At 58.8% G+C, this 18,562-nt stretch carries 13 protein-coding genes and 2 pseudogenes; 9 read left to right on the forward strand and 6 right to left on the reverse strand.

The window, feature by feature from the left end:
• From dnaA to gyrB, 4 genes are all read left to right on the forward strand, one after another.
• Entirely contained in the window at positions 1-1,581 is a 1,581-nt protein-coding gene (dnaA, locus tag A8C75_RS00005; RefSeq protein WP_067376327.1) for a chromosomal replication initiator protein DnaA, read from the forward strand.
• 28 nt (positions 1,582-1,609) lie between these two features.
• Positions 1,610-2,713, forward strand: coding sequence for a DNA polymerase III subunit beta (gene dnaN / locus A8C75_RS00010; RefSeq protein WP_067376330.1), 1,104 nt, complete (start codon positions 1,610-1,612; stop codon positions 2,711-2,713).
• A 46-nt stretch (positions 2,714-2,759) separates the two neighbouring features.
• Positions 2,760-3,851 carry a DNA replication/repair protein RecF gene (gene recF / locus A8C75_RS00015; RefSeq protein ID WP_067376333.1) on the forward strand — a complete coding sequence of 364 codons (1,092 nt, stop codon included), beginning with the start codon at positions 2,760-2,762 and terminating at the stop codon, positions 3,849-3,851.
• A 143-nt stretch (positions 3,852-3,994) separates the two neighbouring features.
• Positions 3,995-6,415 carry a DNA topoisomerase (ATP-hydrolyzing) subunit B gene (gene gyrB, locus A8C75_RS00020; protein WP_067376336.1) on the forward strand — a complete coding sequence of 807 codons (2,421 nt, stop codon included), beginning with the start codon at positions 3,995-3,997 and terminating at the stop codon, positions 6,413-6,415.
• A gap of 681 nt (positions 6,416-7,096) precedes the next feature.
• Here the strand turns inward: gyrB and A8C75_RS24205 are convergent.
• The 4 genes and pseudogenes from A8C75_RS24205 to A8C75_RS00035 form a co-directional block, all read right to left on the reverse strand.
• Positions 7,097-7,408, reverse strand: a pseudogene (locus tag A8C75_RS24205) (transposase); the annotation flags it as partial.
• Between the two features lie 12 nt (positions 7,409-7,420).
• Positions 7,421-7,528 (reverse strand): annotated as a pseudogene (locus A8C75_RS24210) (YciI family protein); the annotation flags it as partial.
• Between the two features lie 1,009 nt (positions 7,529-8,537).
• Positions 8,538-9,161, reverse strand: a complete 624-nt coding sequence (locus A8C75_RS00030; RefSeq protein ID WP_193788183.1) for a glutathione S-transferase family protein — start codon at positions 9,159-9,161, stop codon at positions 8,538-8,540.
• A gap of 228 nt (positions 9,162-9,389) precedes the next feature.
• Positions 9,390-9,902 (reverse strand): MarR family winged helix-turn-helix transcriptional regulator, encoded by a 513-nt coding sequence (locus tag A8C75_RS00035; RefSeq protein WP_067376339.1) that lies wholly within the window; start codon positions 9,900-9,902, stop codon positions 9,390-9,392.
• Between the two features lie 114 nt (positions 9,903-10,016).
• On the opposite strand from A8C75_RS00035, the gene A8C75_RS00040 reads away from it, so the two are divergent.
• The 4 genes from A8C75_RS00040 to A8C75_RS00055 all read left to right on the forward strand — a co-directional run bounded on the left by A8C75_RS00040 (position 10,017) and on the right by A8C75_RS00055 (position 15,241).
• Positions 10,017-10,949, forward strand: a complete 933-nt coding sequence (locus A8C75_RS00040) for an EamA family transporter (protein ID WP_067376342.1) — start codon at positions 10,017-10,019, stop codon at positions 10,947-10,949.
• Positions 10,950-10,959: 10 nt separating this feature from the next.
• Positions 10,960-11,577 (forward strand): nitroreductase family protein, encoded by a 618-nt coding sequence (locus A8C75_RS00045; protein ID WP_067376345.1) that lies wholly within the window; start codon positions 10,960-10,962, stop codon positions 11,575-11,577.
• A gap of 340 nt (positions 11,578-11,917) precedes the next feature.
• A complete protein-coding gene (hutH, locus tag A8C75_RS00050; protein ID WP_067376348.1) occupies positions 11,918-13,450 on the forward strand; it encodes a histidine ammonia-lyase in 1,533 nt (510 codons plus the stop codon).
• 468 nt (positions 13,451-13,918) lie between these two features.
• Positions 13,919-15,241, forward strand: coding sequence for a Na+/H+ antiporter family protein (locus tag A8C75_RS00055; RefSeq protein ID WP_067386843.1), 1,323 nt, complete (start codon positions 13,919-13,921; stop codon positions 15,239-15,241).
• A gap of 128 nt (positions 15,242-15,369) precedes the next feature.
• Here the strand turns inward: A8C75_RS00055 and A8C75_RS00060 are convergent, their stop codons facing one another.
• Both A8C75_RS00060 and A8C75_RS00065 read right to left on the reverse strand, forming a co-directional pair.
• Positions 15,370-16,332: a DUF808 domain-containing protein gene (locus A8C75_RS00060; RefSeq protein WP_067376351.1), complete on the reverse strand. Its 963-nt coding sequence runs from the start codon at positions 16,330-16,332 to the stop codon at positions 15,370-15,372.
• A gap of 143 nt (positions 16,333-16,475) precedes the next feature.
• Positions 16,476-17,381, reverse strand: a complete 906-nt coding sequence (locus A8C75_RS00065; RefSeq protein ID WP_227819789.1) for a LysR substrate-binding domain-containing protein — start codon at positions 17,379-17,381, stop codon at positions 16,476-16,478.
• A 123-nt stretch (positions 17,382-17,504) separates the two neighbouring features.
• Between A8C75_RS00065 and A8C75_RS00070 the strand changes: the two genes are divergently transcribed.
• The gene (locus A8C75_RS00070; RefSeq protein ID WP_084783590.1) at positions 17,505-18,446 is read left to right on the forward strand and encodes a DMT family transporter; all 942 of its coding nucleotides are present in this window, start codon (positions 17,505-17,507) and stop codon (positions 18,444-18,446) included.
• The last annotated feature ends 116 nt before the right edge of the window (positions 18,447-18,562 follow it).

Consider the following 18,562-nt stretch of genomic DNA (forward strand, 5'->3'; position numbering starts at 1 on the left):
ATGTCCACCGAGCTTTGGGAACAGTGCTTGAGGAGTCTGCAGGAGGAGTTCCCGGCTCAGCAGTACAACACCTGGATTCGCCCGTTAAAGGCGGAGCCCGGTCGTGACAGCCTGCTTGTTCTCATGGCGCCGAACCGCTTTGTGCGTGACTGGGTGAATGACCGTTTTCTCAGCCGTATTCGCCAGGTAGTCTGTGATGTCACTGGTGATATCAGCGCCGATGTGCGCCTCGAAGTCGCCCAGCATGGCGGCGGCGCGCTGCGTTCCCCTGCCCGTCCGGCCATGGCGCCACTGCGTACCCGTCCGGCGGCACCGCCGCGGGAGCCAGCCTATGCAGAGCCTGCCTATAACAGGGCACCGGCCGCGCAGGCCACAGCACCTGCGCAGCAGCGTTACAATGCCGCGCCCCAGGAACAGGAATATGAGCCCGAGGCTCTGCCCGGCGTGCCGGAGCCGCAGCTGGAGCTGGATATGGCGCCGGCTGCGCCTGCGTTCGCGACAACGATGAGCCCGCGGCATGATCGCAACAAGATTGTGGAGGTCGAGGGCGGTGTACGGCACCAGTCTAATCTCAATCCGTCCTTCACCTTCCAGTCCTTCGTGGGCGGCAAGTCGAACCAGCTGGCGCTGGCGGCGGCGCAGCAGGTGGCGGACAATCCCGGTGGCTCCTACAATCCCCTCTTTATATATGGTGGCGTAGGTCTGGGTAAAACGCATTTGATGCACGCCGTGGGCACCGAAATGCTCAAGCGCAATCCCAATGCCCGCATCGTTTATCTGCACTCCGAGCGTTTTGTTGCCGATATGGTGAAGGCGCTGCAGCTGAATGCGATCAATGACTTCAAGCGCTATTACCGCTCGGTGGATGCGCTGCTGATCGATGATATTCAGTTCTTTGCCGGCAAGGAGCGGTCTCAGGAAGAGTTTTTCCACACCTTTAATGCCCTGCTTGAAGGCGGTCAGCAGATGATTCTGACCAGTGACCGCTACCCCAAGGAAATCAACGGCGTTGAAGAGCGGCTGAAATCACGCTTTGGCTGGGGCCTGACGGTGGCCATCGAGCCGCCAGAACTGGAAACCCGCGTCGCCATCGTGATGAAGAAGGCTGAAGAAGCCAAGATTATCCTGCCGGATGATGCCGCCTTCTTCCTGGCGCAGAAAATTCGCTCCAACGTGCGTGAACTCGAAGGTGCGCTCAAGCGTGTTATTGCCAACGCGCATTTTACCGGCAGCGTTATCAGTACGCCCTTCATTAAAGAGTCGCTGAAAGACCTGCTGGCTTTGCAGGACAAACAAGTTAGTATTGATAATATTCAGCGGGTTGTAGCCGATTACTACAAGATTAAAATGTCCGATCTGCTTTCCAAGCGCCGCAGCCGGTCTATTGCCCGGCCCCGGCAGGTCGCGATGAGTTTGTCGAAAGAGCTGACTAACCACAGTCTGCCCGAAATCGGCAATGCGTTTGGGGGTCGTGATCATACTACCGTGTTGCATGCCTGTCGCAAGATCAAGGAGCTGCGGGAAATTGATACGGACATCAGAGAAGATTATCAGAACCTGCTGCGTCATCTGACGGCGTAGTTATCGGATCGGAACAAGGTAGATCGCCATGAGATTCGTCATATCGCGCGAAGCGTTAATCAAACCCCTGCAGCTGGTCGCCGGTGTCGTCGAACGTCGTCAGACCTTGCCGGTGCTGTCCAACATTCTGCTGGTAGCCGAAGGTGACCAGCTGTCCATGACCGGGACCGACCTAGAAGTCGAGCTTGTGGGTCGTGTGACGCTGGATGAGCCGGCCGAGGCGGGCTCCATTACTGTGCCTGCGCGCAAACTGATGGACATCTGCAAGTCGCTGCCGGACGATGCTCGCATCGAGCTGGCCCTGAGCGGCCAGAAGATGGTGATCAAGGCCGGGCGCAGCCGCTTCAGTCTGTCGACACTGCCGGCGGCCGAGTTCCCCAATGTGGAAGACAGCCCCCAGGCGCTGGATCTGAATCTGACCCAGGGGCACCTGCGCCACCTGATCGATCAGACCGGCTTCTCCATGGCGCAGCAGGATGTACGCTACTACCTCAACGGTATGTTGCTGGAAGTCGCCAACGGCCAGCTGCGTGCGGTGTCTACCGACGGGCACCGTCTGGCGACCTGTGTTGCTGAGGTTGTGGCCGATAGCGACAGCAGCCATCAGATCATAGTGCCGCGCAAGGGTATCCTTGAGCTGGCGCGTCTGCTGCAAAGCGGTGAAGACGGTGTGCGCCTGCTGATTGGTGCCAACCATATTCGTGCTCATGTGGGTGACTTTATCTTCACCTCCAAGCTGGTTGACGGCAAGTTCCCGGATTATCAACGCGTTATCCCGCGCAATGGTAACAAGTACATGCTCGGTGACCGTCAGGTGCTGCGTCAGGTGCTGAGCCGTATCGCCATACTGTCGAACGAGAAGTACCGCGGTGTGCGTCTGCTGCTGACCAGCGGTTTCCTGCAGGTCATGGCCAATAACCCGGAACAGGAAGAAGCCGAAGAAACCGTGGCGGTGGACTACGATGGCGAGTCGCTGGAGATCGGTTTCAACGTCAACTATCTGCTCGACAGCCTGTCGATTCTGAATTCGGAAACGGTGCGCTTCACTCTGTCCGATGCCAACAGCAGTGCGCTGATTGAAGGTGTCGACGAAGCTGACAGCCTCTATGTCGTGATGCCGATGCGCATGTGATCAGTCTTCACCGCAGGGCCGGGTTGAGAGACTCGGCCGTTCCTTTATGCCGATAAAAAGCCTTCATGTTCAGCACGTTCGCAATCTGTCGGATGTGCGAATCACGCCGTCGCCGCGGATCAATATTATCAGTGGCGACAATGGCAGTGGCAAAACCAGCCTGCTGGAAGCCCTGCACTTTCTGGGCATGACCCGTTCCTTTCGTACCAGCCAGTTCCGCCATCTGCTGCAAAGCGGCGCCGACAACTGCCTGGTGTTCGCCCAGATTGATCCTGCTGGCAAGGGTGAACAGCACCCCCTTGGCGTGGAACGGCGCCCCGACGGTGATGTGCGCATTCGCCACGCCGGCCAGACGCTCGGCCTGTCGGAGCTGGCCCAGCTATTACCGCTGCAGGTTATAGACTCCGATACCTTCCAATTGCTCGAGGGCAGCCCCGGTGTGCGGCGCCAGTTTATCGACTGGGGCGTGTTTCATGCCGACCCGAGTTTTATCCAGCTGTGGCGCGGCTTCAGGCGCATATTGAAACAGCGAAACTCACTGCTTAAATGTGGTAAAATCGACCCTCGGCTGCGGCGTGTGTGGGACAGAGAATTTGTCACCTATGCCGAGCGGATGACGGCGTTGCGCGCACGCTATATCGAACTGCTAAAACCTGATTTTGAAACCACTCTCAGTCGTTTGCTGGGGGGCGTACCGGTAGAGCTTAAATTCAGCCAGGGCTGGGATCGAAAAACCCCGCTGGATGAATTGCTCGAAGAAGGTTTTGCGCGCGATCTGAAGCAGGGTTTTACCGGCAGCGGCCCGCAGCGGGCTGATTTGCGGGTACGTACGGATGGACAAAGTGCCGCTGAGCGATTGTCTCGCGGTCAGAAAAAACTGGTGGTCAGCGCGTTGAAACTGGCCCAGGGTGCCCTGTTCTATCGTTTGAATAACCGCCCCTGTATTTACCTGATCGACGATTTGCCGTCGGAACTGGATGAACAGCATTGCCGCTTGTTTTGCCAGTTCCTGGAGGAAACCTCCAATCAGTGTTTTATCACCTGTGTTGATCCCGGAGCCCTTGGCGGTTTCTGGTTACCCCAGACGGATGTCAGCCGTTTTCGGGTTGAGGCAGGGATGCTGACACAAATTGATTAAGCGCCTCGCCCGGCCCTTTTCTGGCGCCGGGCCGGGACTGTGATGCCTTATGGGCGCGCGCAGAATTTTCCGCCCGATTAAGTGGGCGACGTTAGGCAGGTCGGGACGGTCTGCCTGATTGCCAGGTTAACAGGAGATAATTGATGAGCGACGAAAACCAGAGCTATAACTCCTCGAGCATCAAGGTCCTCAAGGGTCTTGATGCCGTGCGCAAGCGCCCTGGCATGTATATCGGTGATACCGACGACGGTACCGGTCTGCATCACATGGTGTTCGAGCTGGTCGACAACTCGATCGACGAAGCCCTTGCCGGTCACTGCTCCGAGATTAGGGTGGTTATACACCCGGATGAAAGCGTCAGCGTTGGCGATAACGGTCGTGGCATTCCGACCGAGCTGCACGAGGAAGAAGGCGTATCGGCGGCCGAGGTCATCATGACGGTGCTGCACGCCGGCGGCAAGTTCGATGACAACAGCTACAAGGTATCCGGCGGCCTGCACGGCGTGGGTGTCTCGGTGGTGAACGCGCTCTCCAGCGAACTCAAGCTCACCATCCGCCGCGCCGGTGAAGTGTTCGAGCAGATCTACCGTCATGGTGTACCCGATGAGCCGCTCAAGGTCGTGGGTGAGACCAGTAATACCGGTACCAGCGTGCGTTTCAAGCCCTCGCCGGAGACCTTCACCCATATCCTGTTCCAGTACGACATTCTGGCCAAGCGTCTGCGCGAGCTGTCGTTCCTGAACTCAGGCGTGCGCATCGTCTTGCGTGACGAGCGCAGCGCCCGTGAAGATATTTACGAATACGACGGCGGTCTGGGAGCCTTTGTTGCTTATCTGAACCAGAACAAGAGCGCGGTCAACAAGGTGTTCCACTTCAACTCCATGCACGAAAACGGCGTGGGCGTGGAAGTGGCACTGCAGTGGAATGATACCTTCCAGGAAAACATCTACTGCTTTACCAACAACATTCCCCAGCGCGACGGCGGCACCCATCTGTCGGGTTTCCGTACCGCCCTGACCCGCTGCCTGAATACCTACATTGAAGCTGAAGGCCTCAACAAGGGCAGCAAGGTCGCCACCACCGGTGACGATAGCCGCGAAGGCCTGACGGCCATCGTATCGGTGAAAGTGCCGGACCCCAAATTCTCGTCCCAGACCAAGGACAAGCTGGTCTCCTCCGAGGTCAAGACCTCGGTTGAGCAGATGATGGGGCAGGAATTCAGCGCCTACCTGCAGGAAAGCCCGCAGGAAGCCAAGCTGATCGTCGCCAAGATGATAGACGCAGCCCGCGCCCGTGAAGCGGCGCGCAAGGCCCGTGACATGACCCGCCGCAAGGGTGTGCTGGATATCGCCGGTCTGCCGGGCAAGCTGGCGGATTGCCAGCAGAAGGATCCTGCGCTGTCTGAACTCTACCTGGTGGAGGGTGATTCCGCTGGCGGTTCCGCCAAGCAGGGCCGTGATCGCCGCAACCAGGCGATTCTGCCCCTCAAGGGCAAGATCCTTAACGTCGAAAAGGCCCGCTTCGACAAGATGCTGTCGTCGGTTGAAGTCGGCACCCTGATCACGGCCCTGGGCTGTGGTATCGGTCGCGAGGAGTTCAACCCGGACAAGCTGCGTTACCACCACATCATTATCATGACCGACGCCGACGTCGACGGTTCGCACATCCGTACCCTGCTGCTGACCTTCTTCTTCCGGCAGATGCCGATCCTGTTTGAGCGCGGCCATATCTATATCGCCCAGCCGCCGCTGTACAAGATCAAGAAAGGCAAGCAGGAACAGTACCTCAAGGACGACGATGCGCTGGACAACTACCTGCTGCAGGGTGCGCTCGATGGCACCAGCTTCCATGTCAACGAAGATGCACCCCCGCTGAGCGGCGCCTCGCTCGAAGCCCTGGTGAACGAGTACCGCACCGTCGACAAGCTGATCAATCGTCTGGGCATGCTCTATCCGACCCAGCTGCTCAAGCAGATGCTCTATATGCCGAGCCTGAGCAAGGACCAGCTGAAGGATCGCGAAGCCGTGCTGCAGTGGACGCAACTGCTGTGTGAAAAGCTGTCGGTACAGGCGGTGGGCAATGAGCGCTTCCTGGCGGAGATCATCGAAGACCGCGAACACAGCCAGTTCCTGCCGGAAGTGAATCACCTGCTGCATGGGGTGGAAAACTACTACCGCTTTGGCGACGACTTCTTCGGTTCCCGTGATTATCTGGCGATCACCACCCTGGGCGACAAGCTCGGCTCCCTGCTGGAAGAGGGTGCCTATATCAAGCGTGGCGAACGGGTGCGCCCGGTGACCCACTTCGAGGAAGCCCTCAACTGGCTGCTTGATCAGTCGCGCCGTGGTCACTACATCCAGCGCTACAAGGGTCTGGGCGAGATGAACCCGAGCCAGCTGTGGGAAACCACCATGGATCCGGAGTCGCGCCGCATGCTGCAGGTGACCGTCGACGATGCCATCGCCGCCGATCAGCTGTTCACCACTCTGATGGGCGACGATGTCGAGCCGCGCCGCGCCTTTATCGAGGCTAATGCTCTGCGGGTGTCCAACCTCGACGTCTGATGCCAGGTGTCGGATCTCACTGGGTGTGATCCGACGACTTGTAAAAATGCTCCTGTGTTCCACTCTGGTGTGAACACAGGAGCATTTTTTTTGCATCTCGATTGGCGTCGAGGCACGACGACCAGCACACAAGGTTGGTCGTTCAAAGGTGTACCACCACGTATAGATGAACAGCAATATCAGCCAACGTAGGTCGGGTTAGCCCGCAGGGCGTAACCCGACATGACAGGGCTCGGTGATTTTCGACTTTTTTCTTGTCACTTTCTTTGCTCGCGCGAAAGAAAGTAACCAAAGAAAGCGCGCCCCAATGAAGCCTTTTCGCTGCGCTCTGAAGCCATTGTACGGACACCGCTAACGCACATCCCTGTGCCGCATCTGCCGCTCGGCATCCCTGCCTCGCCCCTGACGGGCCTTATCGAAAAATACTCCTAGTGCTCGTCAGGTTATGGACATGGATGTCCTGTATGCAGGCAATGCAGGAGCAATTGCCTGCCCTAACGGGACAAGGGTGCCAGCATCAGCCATAAGGTGTGTACTGACCACCATGGATGCTGTAAACGCAGGAGCGGTTTACCGTAGAGCGGAGCAAACTGCACCGTTTTAACTCTACGTAGGCTAACGGTATGGATCGGACATTGATGAGTTGGGAAATAGGTATACTGTCCCCGGAATTCTCCAGGTCTGGCGCCAGGCGTTGACTTGCTCGGGGTACAACCCCTTGCGGCGGCAGTATTCGCTCAGCTCGATCTCCGACAGCGACAGGGCGGCGTTTTCCAGCACCACAGCGAACTTGACTTCGGCGGGCCAGTCATCGGGCAACTTCTTGTCTCCTGGCACGACGGCTCCTTCTGCCTTGACTTGTTTGCGCCAAGCATACAGGGTCTCGTCGCTAATGCCTTCTTGGCGGGCCACCTCGGCCACGGAGAGGTTCTGTGGCGGCAGCAGCTCCCGCACCGGGCGGATCTCGACGCTGCCGTAGCGGGCCGGGGGGATTTTTTCCGCCAGCCGGGCCGCTTCGTTCAGGTCTCTGGCGTCCAGCTTGTAGAAACCGGCCAGCTGCTCCTTGGTTTCGGCGAAGGGGCCATCGGTGGTGATGGCCCTGCCGTCGCGCACGCGCAAGGTGGTGGCTCTGTCGGTGGCGCTGCAATCCTCATACAATGCCGAGCACTGATAATAGTTCGTGGTACCCCTCGGAACGAGATTGCGTGAATGCTTCCCACAGGCCCTGTTCCTTGTTGCACTGCTGGTATTGCGCGTTGCCGCCAAGTTGGAACCTGAATTCCTTCAGAGACGAGACCGATGCTGGCAACGCTTGGGAGCAGGCTTACTGGCCGACCCCTTCAATGCACTGAGCAATCTGGCGTTCTTTGAGGTCACCAGTTGCCGGCTGCGCTTTTGGCGCGTGCGTCATCCCGTCAGACAGGCTTCGCCGCGGAGCGCGGCTCCTGCGGCTCCTGCGGCTGCGACGCATGGACAGTCGTGCAGCCGTGGGGTAACCAGCCCTGTGTGTAACTTTTGTTATGCACAGCTATCAAACTATGCACAATATCTGTTGGCAGATCTGTGCGCAAGCTTGTAGCAAGTACCTTGCAGTTGCGTATAGGCCCCGTGATTACTGGCTTTATTGAAACTGGTCAATCGAGCAGCCTGGGTGGTTGCAAAGGGCTGGCGGTAACGCAAACGAGCGGGCGATATCGAACTATCCCCAGTTTATGCACAGCGATGTTCACACTGTAAAAGGACGACGGCTAGCGCCCGGGCCAACAGTTATCCACTGAGTTTCAACGGCACGTTGCGGGAAGCAGCAAGGCGTCGCCTCAAACCGCCCAGGTCGTCGGCTGCCCAACGGTGACGGCTTCAAGAGTCTTCAATTCGAAATTCTGGTGAACGAATACCGCACCGTCCCCCCGTCGACAAGCTGATCAATCGCCTGGCAATATTGTATCCACCTCCTATGCATCAAGCAGATACCCGATATTCTGGTGTTGCGCAAGGCGTAGCTGAAGGATCGCGAAGCCGCACAGCAGTGGGTGTAACTCCTGTGCGAGCGCTTTTAAGCGAGATCGTTGAAGACCGCGAACACAGCCAGTAGGGCCGGATGAGCGCACCAGCCAGGCTTGAATCAGGCGCTCTTGCGCAGCCCGACGTTGCTGTGTGCAAAAGACACAAAGCCTGGCAGGGCTTCTATGCGTGCCAGCCAGCGATTGATATTGCCATAGGGTGTCAGCTCAACATTGCCCTCAGGTGCACTGGCGATATAGCTGTAAAGCGCAACGTCCGCGATGGTGATGTTGTTACCGGTGATGAATCGGTTGTCGTGTAGCTCTTGGTCAATAATCTTTAGCACCGCATGGGCGCGCGCGATGACTTCATCGGCATGCAGTTTGGCGCCGAAAAGCGTGATCAGGCGAGCGGCAGCCGGGCCGAACGCGATCTGGCCTGCCGCAATGGAGAGCCAACGCTGCACCTGGGCGGCGCCTGCCGGGTCTTCGGGGAGCCAGTCGGCTTTGTCGAACTTCTTCGCCAGGTAAACCAGGATCGCGTTTGAATCGGCGACGATAGTGTCACCGTCCTCTAGCATGGGCACCTGGCCGAACTTGTTCTTGTGCCGATACTCCGGTGTTTTATGCTCACCGGCGACGAGGTCGACGAAGACAAGTTCGACATCAACGCCAATCAGGGACGCAAACAGGCGCGCTCTGTGGGCGTGACCCGAAAGCGGGAAATCATGAATCTTGATAGCCATGGCCGTAGTTCCTGTTTAGGTAAATTCAGATCGCCCGTTTTGGAGCGTTCTTAAAGCCTAAATAGTTTCTCTCACCGATAGAATCATCAGGTTACGTAATTAATTATTCCTGAATTTGGAATTGCTTGCGCTGCTAAAGACGGCAGCATGCACAGCAACGCCGCCTGCGAGATGGCGCTGCTAATTCCATTGCATCCTGATATGCAGGCTAAGAAGCAGGTCGTCGACTCAGTCCCTGGCCGGCTCCAGTACCGCCAGCAGACCGGCGAGACTGGCTTCCAGAGTGCTCAGGTCGGCGGCACTTAGCGGCGCCAGTATGCGGTGCTCGTTGTCCACATGGGCTTCTACTGCGTGATCAATCAATTCGAGCCCGGCCGGCGTTAGCCGCACCAGCTTGCTGCGGGCATCGTCCGGATTGGCGACCCGCTCTACCCAGCCGCTGGCTTCCAGGCGCTGCATGCGGTGAGTCATGGTGCCGGAGGTGACCATCAGGGTGGAGAACAGTGCTGTGGGGGCCAGGCAATGGGGCGCGCCTGCGCGGCGCAGGGTCGCCAGTACATCAAACTCCCAGATCGTCAGGCCAAAGGCCGAGAAGGCTTCATCCAGCCTGCGTTGCATCAGTGCAGAGCAACGTTTCAGGCGGCCGATGGTCGCCATGGGGCTTACATCCAGGTCTGGCCGCTCACGTCGCCATTGGGCCAGGATGGCGTCTACTGCATCGGGCTGTCGTTCTGTATTCATGCTGCGCTTCCCCAAGTGCCGTTTCCATAGCCTGGCTTCTGCTACGGAAGTTATCTTGATATCAAGATAAATCTGTGCGAGACTCGTTTTTTATCTTGAGTTGAAGATAATATCATGCGCAATCGCACACAACATCCCGTCTGGGTCGATGTACTGATTACCGCTCTGGCGCCAGCCATCTGGGGTTCTACCTATATAGTGACTACCGAACTGCTGCCGCCGGACCGGCCTTTTACCGCGGCGGTGCTGCGCACGCTTCCCGCCGGCATAGTGCTGGTGCTGCTGGGGCGTCACCTGTTGCGCCGGCCTGAGTGGGGGCGCCTGGTTATATTGGCCGCACTCAATATTGGCGTTTTTCAGGCGTTACTCTTTGTCGCCGCCTACCGTTTGCCCGGTGGTCTGGCAGCCGTTGTGGGAGCCATTCAGCCGCTATTGGTTATGGGCCTGGCCTGGTCTGTCGACAGGCGCCAGCCGGCCTGGCTGGCGGTCGTGGCAAGCCTGATCGGTGTGGCGGGCATGGCTGCGCTGCTGCTGGCGCCAGGTGCCCACTGGGATCTTGTCGGTATAGCGGCGGCACTGGTGGGGGCGGCCTGCATGGCCGGTGGCACCTTTCTAACGCGGCGCTGGCGGCCCGATGTTCCGCTGCTGGCCTTTACCGGTTGGCAGCTGTTGGTGGGTGGGCTGATGCTGCTGCCGGTGGCCTGGCTTGTTGATCCGCCGCTGCCGCCGCTGAGTACCAGCGCGGTGTTGGGCTATGTTTATCTGTCGCTGTTTGGCGCCCTGCTGGCCTATGTGCTCTGGTTTCGCGGTATTGCCCGGCTGTCGCCGGTGGCGGTGTCCTCGCTGGGATTGCTGAGCCCGCTGACGGCCGTGGTGCTGGGCTGGGCGCTGCTTGGCCAGGCCATGACTGGCGTTGCGCTCTTCGGCTTCGTGGCAGTGCTCGGCAGTATTCTCGCTGTGCAGTGGGCATCCAGCTCAGGCCCTGTGCCTGTGGTTTCGCCCCTAGTGGGCTGCCCGGCTGAGGTTCCTGCTCAATCAACTAAATGAGGCATTCCTTATGACTAATCCAATCAAGCTGCTTATTGAGTCCCGTGCGTCCACGGGGCGTTTTGATCCCGCCCGGGGGCTGTCGGAGCATGAGGTGAGCGAGCTGGTGAGGCTGGCGACTCGGGCGCCTTCTGCCTTTAACGTGCAGAACTGGAAGTTCGTTGCCGTGCGTAGCCTGGAGGCGAAGGCGCGGCTTAAGGCTGCGGCGTTTAACCAGCCACAGGTCGAGGATGCGGCAGTTACCTTTATTGTCTGCGGAACGCTTGGCGCCCACCTGGATATGCCCCGGGTACTGCAGCCGTCCGTTGATGCCGGCATAGTGCCCCAGGCGGTGGCTGATGGGTGGGTCGCGATGGCCGCAGCATCGCACCGGGATAATCCGCAGCTGCAGCGTGACGAAGCATTTCGCTCCGCGTCTTTGGCCGCCATGACGCTGATGCTGGCGGCCGAGGGTATGGGGTTCTCTACTGGTGCCATGAGTGGCTTTGACACCGATGCAGTGACGGCGGCTTTTGGCCTTGATGCCAGTGAAGTACCGGTGATGCTGGTGACGGCAGGCTACGGACTGGCGAATAACTGGCCGCAGAAGCCGCGTCGCCCCCTGCACGAGGTGATGACATTCGCCTGAGTCCCTGTTGCCGCCCCCAGTGCATTAGTTTGGTTAATAGGGCTGCAATTTTTCGAATCCGCTTCAAAATGGCGACGTCGGGCTATGCTTGAGGCAGGCGGCGTGCTTGGGTACTGAGCTTTTTTGTTCGATAAGTAATTGTTAGTTAAGAATAAAAATAAAAAATCTGGTCAAGCTGCGCTAGCTTTTCTCGCCCGCAGGCACTGCTGCCTGGCGGCAAGCCCAGGGAGGCTGGTGAATTTCATGATTGCGATGTTCCGGGTCGTTAATATATATAGGTATATACATATGTGGCGCTGACTTGATCAGTACTGACCTAACCCGAACGCAGGAATGAGCGATGTATACACTGACTATCCAGCCCGGCCAGATGACACTGGCGCAATTGCGCGCCGTGGCACAGGCGCCCGTTGAGCTGATGCTGCAGCCTTCCAGCCACGCTGCCATCAAGGCCAGCGCCGATGCCGTGTCCCGAGCCATTGCGCAGGGACGTGTGGTCTACGGTATCAATACCGGCTTTGGCCTGCTGGCCAATACCCGTATCGCACCTGAAGATCTCGAGCTGCTGCAACGCAGTATTGTGTTGTCCCATGCCGCCGGCATTGGTGCCCTGATGAGTGAAGCCACTGTGCGCCTGATGATGACGCTGAAGATCAACTCGCTGGCCCGGGGCTATTCCGGTATCCGGCTGGAAGTGATTGAGGCGCTGATCCAGCTGGTCAACGCCCAGGTGTATCCCTGTGTGCCACAAAAGGGTTCGGTGGGTGCGTCCGGGGATCTGGCACCGCTGGCCCACATGAGTACGGTGCTGCTGGGTGAAGGCGAAGTGCTCTATCGCGGCGAGCGCATGTCCGGTGCTGAAGGCCTGCGCATTGCCGGCCTCGAGCCTGTTACCCTGGCGCCCAAGGAGGGTCTTGCACTGCTCAATGGCACTCAGGCGTCAACCGCCTTTGCCCTTGAAGGCCTGTTCGCCGCCGAGGATCTGTTCGCTGCAGGCATAGTGGCCGGTGCGTCCTCGGTTGAGGCAGCGCTGGGCAGTCGCCGTCCCTTTGATGCCCGCGTACATGAAGTGCGGGGCCAGCTGGGCCAGATTGAAGCGGCGCGCGCCTATCGGCATTTGCTGGGTGAGGCATCACAGCTGGGTGATTCCCACCAGGGGTGTGAAAAGGTGCAAGACCCCTATTCCCTGCGCTGTCAGCCCCAGGTGATGGGCGCCTGTCTGCAACAGATCCGTCAGGCGGCCGAGGTGCTGCTGGTGGAATCGAATGCCGTATCGGATAACCCGCTGGTGTTTACCGAGACCGACGAGTTTATCTCCGCCGGCAACTTCCACGCTGAGCCGGTCGCCATGGCGGCCGATAATCTGGCGCTGGCACTGGCCGAAATAGGCTCACTGTCGGAGCGGCGCATGGCGCTGCTGATCGACTCCAGCCTGAGTAAACTGCCACCCTTCCTGGTGGACAATGGCGGCGTCAATTCCGGCTTCATGATCGCCCAGGTCACCGGTGCCGCCCTGGCCTCGGAGAACAAGTCACTGGCACACCCTGCCAGCGTCGACAGCCTGCCGACGTCTGCCAATCAGGAAGACCATGTTTCCATGGCAACCTTTGCGGCACGGCGGTTGCGCTACATGGCCGAAAACACCTCTGGCATTCTGGCGGTGGAATATCTCGCGGCCTGTCAGGGGCTGGATTTCCGGGCGCCGCTCAAGGCCGCCGAGCTGATTGAAGCGGCCAAAGCAGAGCTGCGTGCCCTGGTCCCTTTCTATGACAAGGATCGCTACTTTGCACCCGACATAGAAAATGCACAGCAGCTGATCCGCAGCGGCAGCCTGAACGCCTACATGCCGCCGGGGCTGTTGCCGAGCGTCTGATTGGCGGGCGCTGCTATTAACCCGACGGACAAATAGGTTCCCTTCCTGTTTGTCCGTCACGCCATAAAAAGGAGCGCAAGTGCGTGGACTTGCTGGTTTTTATGGCGTTCGCATTGGCCTGCGGCCAATGATGAAGCATCCCTGCTTCAGGTATTAACCGGCTGGGCTAATACCTTCGATTTTTACTGTTTCAGGCATTGCATGGGGTGCGCTGTCCCGGCATTCTTGCGCGCTTTGAACAGGTGCCGGTCGGCACCTTTCTGATCAGGCGCAATCCGCTGCAGAGGCATCCCATGTTCTTTTACCAAACACCCGTGACACCATAACAATAATGAGGACTCTATCTTGAACCATGAGCTTTCCTGCGCCGCGGCATCCGACCGGGGCGTATCACGGCTGGTCGTCGGACTCTTTGCAACGATTGCGGCCTTTCTGGTGTACCGCACAATTGACCCTGTCGGCTTTGGCATGAACGCTGTTCTGGTCAGTGTGCTGTCGATGTTGCTGCTGAGCCTGGCGCGCATCAATGTGGTGATCTCCCTGATTACGGCATCCCTGCTGGGGGGCGTTATCGGTGGCCTGTCGATCGAGCAGACGGTGAGTTCTTTCAATGGCGGCCTTGGCGGTGGTGCCCAGATTGCATTGAGCTATGCCCTGCTCGGCGCATTCGCGGTGGCCATCTCCAAATCGGGCATTCCCCATATGCTGGCCCAGAGCATTGCGACCCTGCTTGGTCAGAGTGGTAGCGCGCGGCGTATTGGCCAGATCCGTTACGGCCTGATCGGCGTCATCATGCTGGTGTCGGTTTCGTCGCAGAACCTTATCCCGATCCATATCGCCTTTATTCCGCTGCTGATCCCGCCACTGCTTTTCGTTATGTCGCGGCTGCGCATGGACAGGCGTCTGGTGGCCTGTGTGCTGACCTTTGGCCTGGTCACGCCCTATATGCTGTTGCCGGTTGGGTTTGGCTCGATCTTTCTCAACGATATCCTGCTGGCCAACATCAGCAAGAGCGGCCTGGATGTCTCCGGCATAGACCCGTTCAGAGCGATGCTGATTCCGGCTCTTGGCATGATTGCCGGTCTGCTGATTGCGGTCTTTATCAGCTACCGCGGCAAACGCGATTATGACGAGGCGCTGATTGCCCGGGTTGAAAGTCGCGCCGTGACCTATTGTGGCCGCACCCTGCTGGTGGCGCTGGGCGCAATTTTGGGAGCCTTTGTTGTTCAGCTCTGGACCGACTCGATGATACTCGGCGGCCTGATCGGCTTTTTGATTTTCTCGCTCTCGGGTGTCTTGAAATGGAGCGAAGGTGACGATGCCTTTACCGAGGGCATGAAGATGCTGGCCATGGTGGGCTTTATCATGATCGCTGCCAGCGGCTTTGCTCAGGTGCTGCGCGACACCGGCCATATCGCTTCCCTGGTGAGTGCCTCTGCCGCTCTGGTGGGTGACCACCCTGGGCTGGCGGCGCTGGCGATGCTGCTGGTCGGGCTGGTGATTACACTGGGAATTGGCTCGTCATTCTCGACCATCCCGATTATTGCCGCTATCTATGTGCCCCTGGCGATGGAGCTGGGTTTCTCTGCCATGGCCATCGTTGCGCTGGTGGGGACGGCGGCGGCGCTGGGTGATGCGGGTTCGCCGGCATCGGATTCGACGCTAGGCCCAACGGCCGGATTGAATGTGGATGGTCAGCATAACCACATCTGGGACACGGTAGTGCCCACCTTCCTGCACTACAACCTGCCCTTGCTGCTGTTCGGATGGGCTGCTGCCAGCATCCTCTAGTCTCAATGTCTTGTGCGTTTAGCCGCAGAAAGGGTCACCCCCCAGAACACCTGTATGGGTACTCGGGGGTGATCCTGTTATATCCAGAGTGTTTCACGTGAAACACTCTGCAGGCTCCGGTGCAGGGGTCAGGCAGAGGGAGTGCTCGGACGCAGTTTTTGCCACAGGCGCAGTACGGGAGTCAGCACCAGAACGGCGATGGCACCCGCCAGCACGCCGACGAGTGCGTTGATCAGAGGCTCAGTGATAAAGGCCCAGAATGCGCCAGCAGGCAGCGCTGCGGCCGCTTCAATAACCGGGTGCAGCATCTCGCCTGCGCCCGGTACTCCATGTAGCAGAATGCCGCCACCAACCAGAAACATGGCGGCCGTTCCAACGATCGACAGCGTCTTCATAAGGATCGGAGCAAAGCGCAGCAGTGCTGTTCCGAACCAGCGGCTCAGGCTGCGTGCCGGGTCTTCTCGGTGGCGTTGCAGCAGATGGAGGCCGGCGTCATCCAGCTTGACGATAGCGCCAACCAGGCTGTAGACCACTATGGTCATGCCAAAGGCGATCAGGCTGACGACGGCGACCTGGGTCATAAAGCTCGCTTCACTGACGATGCCCAGCGCAATAACGATGATCTCGGCGGACAACACGAAGTCGGTGCGGATCGCACCCTGGATCTTGGCTTTTTCATAGGCCACCAGGTCGACCTTGGGGTCACTCAGTGCCTTGATCTTTTCAAGGTGCTGACTGGCCTCCTCCTCCTTGCTATGCAAAAAGCCGTGGGCAATTTTTTCAAAGCCTTCGAAACACAGATAGGTACCGCCGATCATCAGCATGGGGATGATGAGCCAGGGCGCGATAACGCTGATAAGCAGAGCGCCCGGCACCAGGATCAGCTTGTTCTTGAACGAGCCTTTGGCCACAGCCCAGACCACCGGCAGCTCACGTTCCGCCCGTACGCCTGTCACCTGCTCTGCATTGAGGGCGAGGTCATCGCCCAGTACACCGGCGGTTTTTTTTGCCGCCACCTTGGACAGAATGGTGATGTCATCCAGTACGGTGGCGATATCGTCTAGCAAGGCAAGAAGGCTGGTGCCGGCCATAATCTGAGTGTTCCTGTGGGTGAATTCCTGAAGCCTGGCAAGGGTCGCAGCTGCACGACGAGATCCCGTTTGGCTCATCCAAGCTTATACCATTAAGTGCATGACGACTGCGGCTATAGCTACAACCGCAGCCCGATCTATTGTCAGGTGCCGCCGTCTTTGCTGTTGTCGGCAGCAGTGGCCTTGATGTGCCTGTCGATGGTGTCCCTGAAGGCGGTGATGCTGGGCAGCGTTGAGTCCTTGCGCCAGATCAGCCAGGTGGTCGCCAGGCTGATGTCGGCTCCGGGATCTTCGGTGGCCAGCTCGCTGAACTGAGGATGCAGCGCCAGTACCGCCCGGGGCACGAGCGCGATGCCCATGCCGGCCAGTACACAGGCAAGCATGGTGTGATGGCTGGGTATTTCGATGGTTCTGTCGGGCCTGCGGTTGTCGCCATCGAGCCAACGCTGAATCCGGTTGCGGTATGAGCAGCTCTGGGTAAAGGTCACAACCGACAGCGGCTCAGGCAGTTCGGCCGCTCCGCAGCTGTGGCTGAGTGCGGCAGGCTTGACGATCAGCAGCTGTTCCTCAAAACAGGGGTGCATGCAGAGGCGATCATCCGGCACCGGGTCGGCTGCCAGTGCAACATCCAGTTCCCCTTGCAGCACCAAGTCTACCAGTGTGCCTGAGGCGCCGGTTCTGAGCTCGATATCAACCAGGGAAAACTCGCGGTGGTAGGCGCTCAGTATGGGCGGCAGGTGGGCGGCCGAGGTGCTTTCCATTGAGCCGATACGCAGGGTGCCGCCGGGTTCTGGGTCGGTCAGGTCGTCTATGGCCTGCTGTCTGAGCCGCAGCATCTGCTCGGCGTAGACCAGCAGGCGTTTACCGGCCGGCGTAATTTTGAGACGGTTTTTCTCCCGCAGAAACAACGGTTGCTGCAGCGCCTGTTCCAGTTTCTGGATGCGCGCCGTCACATTGGAAGGCACCCGGTGGAGCTGTTCCGCAGCCCTGGAGATACCACCGCTGTCGACAACAGCCTTGAAGACCTGCAGGTCTGAAATATCCATCATCGGCGGACTTTCCTTCTGTTGTCATTAAATATGACCGTAGCGTTCTTTATTATTCAGTATTTGTGAAAGTTATCAAGGCGTAGACTCAGTTCTATTGAATACGGGCGACAGGGGTTTAAGGCGATGGAGAATAGCATAGGCAGTACCAACAGCAGCGCTGGAACCACTCGGGGGCTGCTCTATGCGCTGGGCGCCGTGCTGATCTGGAGTGGCTTTATTCTGGTGTCCAGGGCCGGTGCGCTGGCGTCGCTGGCGATGACTGACATGCTGGCTGTGCGCTTTGGCACGGCTCTGGTGCTGCTGGCGCCGCTGGTCTGGATAAAGCGCCGGGATCTGTTCAACCTGCGAATTCTGGTACTGGGGGCGATCGGTGGCCTGGGCTACGGCGCCTTCGTCTATGCCGGTTTTGAGCGGGCGCCGGCCACCCATGCTGCCCTGCTGTTGCCAGGGTTAATGCCGGTCATGATTGCCGTGATGGCATATCTGTTTGCGGCCGAGAGAAAGCCTGCCGTGGTCTGGCTGGGTATCGCTGTAAGCAGTCTGGGTATCGGGGTCTTGCTGCTCAATACCCTGCTGGAGTCGACGCGCTTCTGGTTGGGTGACCTGTGCTTTGTGCTGGCGTGCTTCTTCTGGGCTATCTATACGGTGCTGTTGCGGGCCTGGAGGGTGCCGGCCTGGACCGCAACGGTGGGTGTGGTAATGGTGTCGGGCGGGCTCTATCTGCCATTTTACCTTGGCCTGTTCTACCAGGGTTTCAGTGAGCAAAGCTGGGCGCTGATTATAGGCCAGGGCTTCTATCAGGGCGTGCTGGCGACCATAGTGCAGATGCTGCTGTATGTGCGTGCCGTGCAATTGCTCGGTGCCACCCGTATGGGAGCATTGATGGCGCTGGTGCCGGTGCTGGCGGGCGGGCTCGCCGTGCCGCTGTTCGGGGAAGTGCTGTCGCCGATACTGATGCTCAGTATTGGGCTGGTGATACTGGGGTCGGTGGTTGGCAATCTGCCACAGAGCTGGGTGACCTTGCCATGGTTGTGCCGGCTGCCAAGGTCTGGCGCCCATACTTGATAAGTTTCAGGCAAGCAGCCTCCGCCGTTTCGTCCAGTCGAAACCTTGGATTGCGGGTGTATAAAGTGGGCAAGCGGTGACTGAAGGTGATCAGGCGCAGATGTTCCACGTGGAAC

It is taken from the genome of Marinobacterium aestuarii, assembly GCF_001651805.1.
GTDB lineage: Bacteria > Pseudomonadota > Gammaproteobacteria > Pseudomonadales > Balneatricaceae > Marinobacterium_A > Marinobacterium_A aestuarii.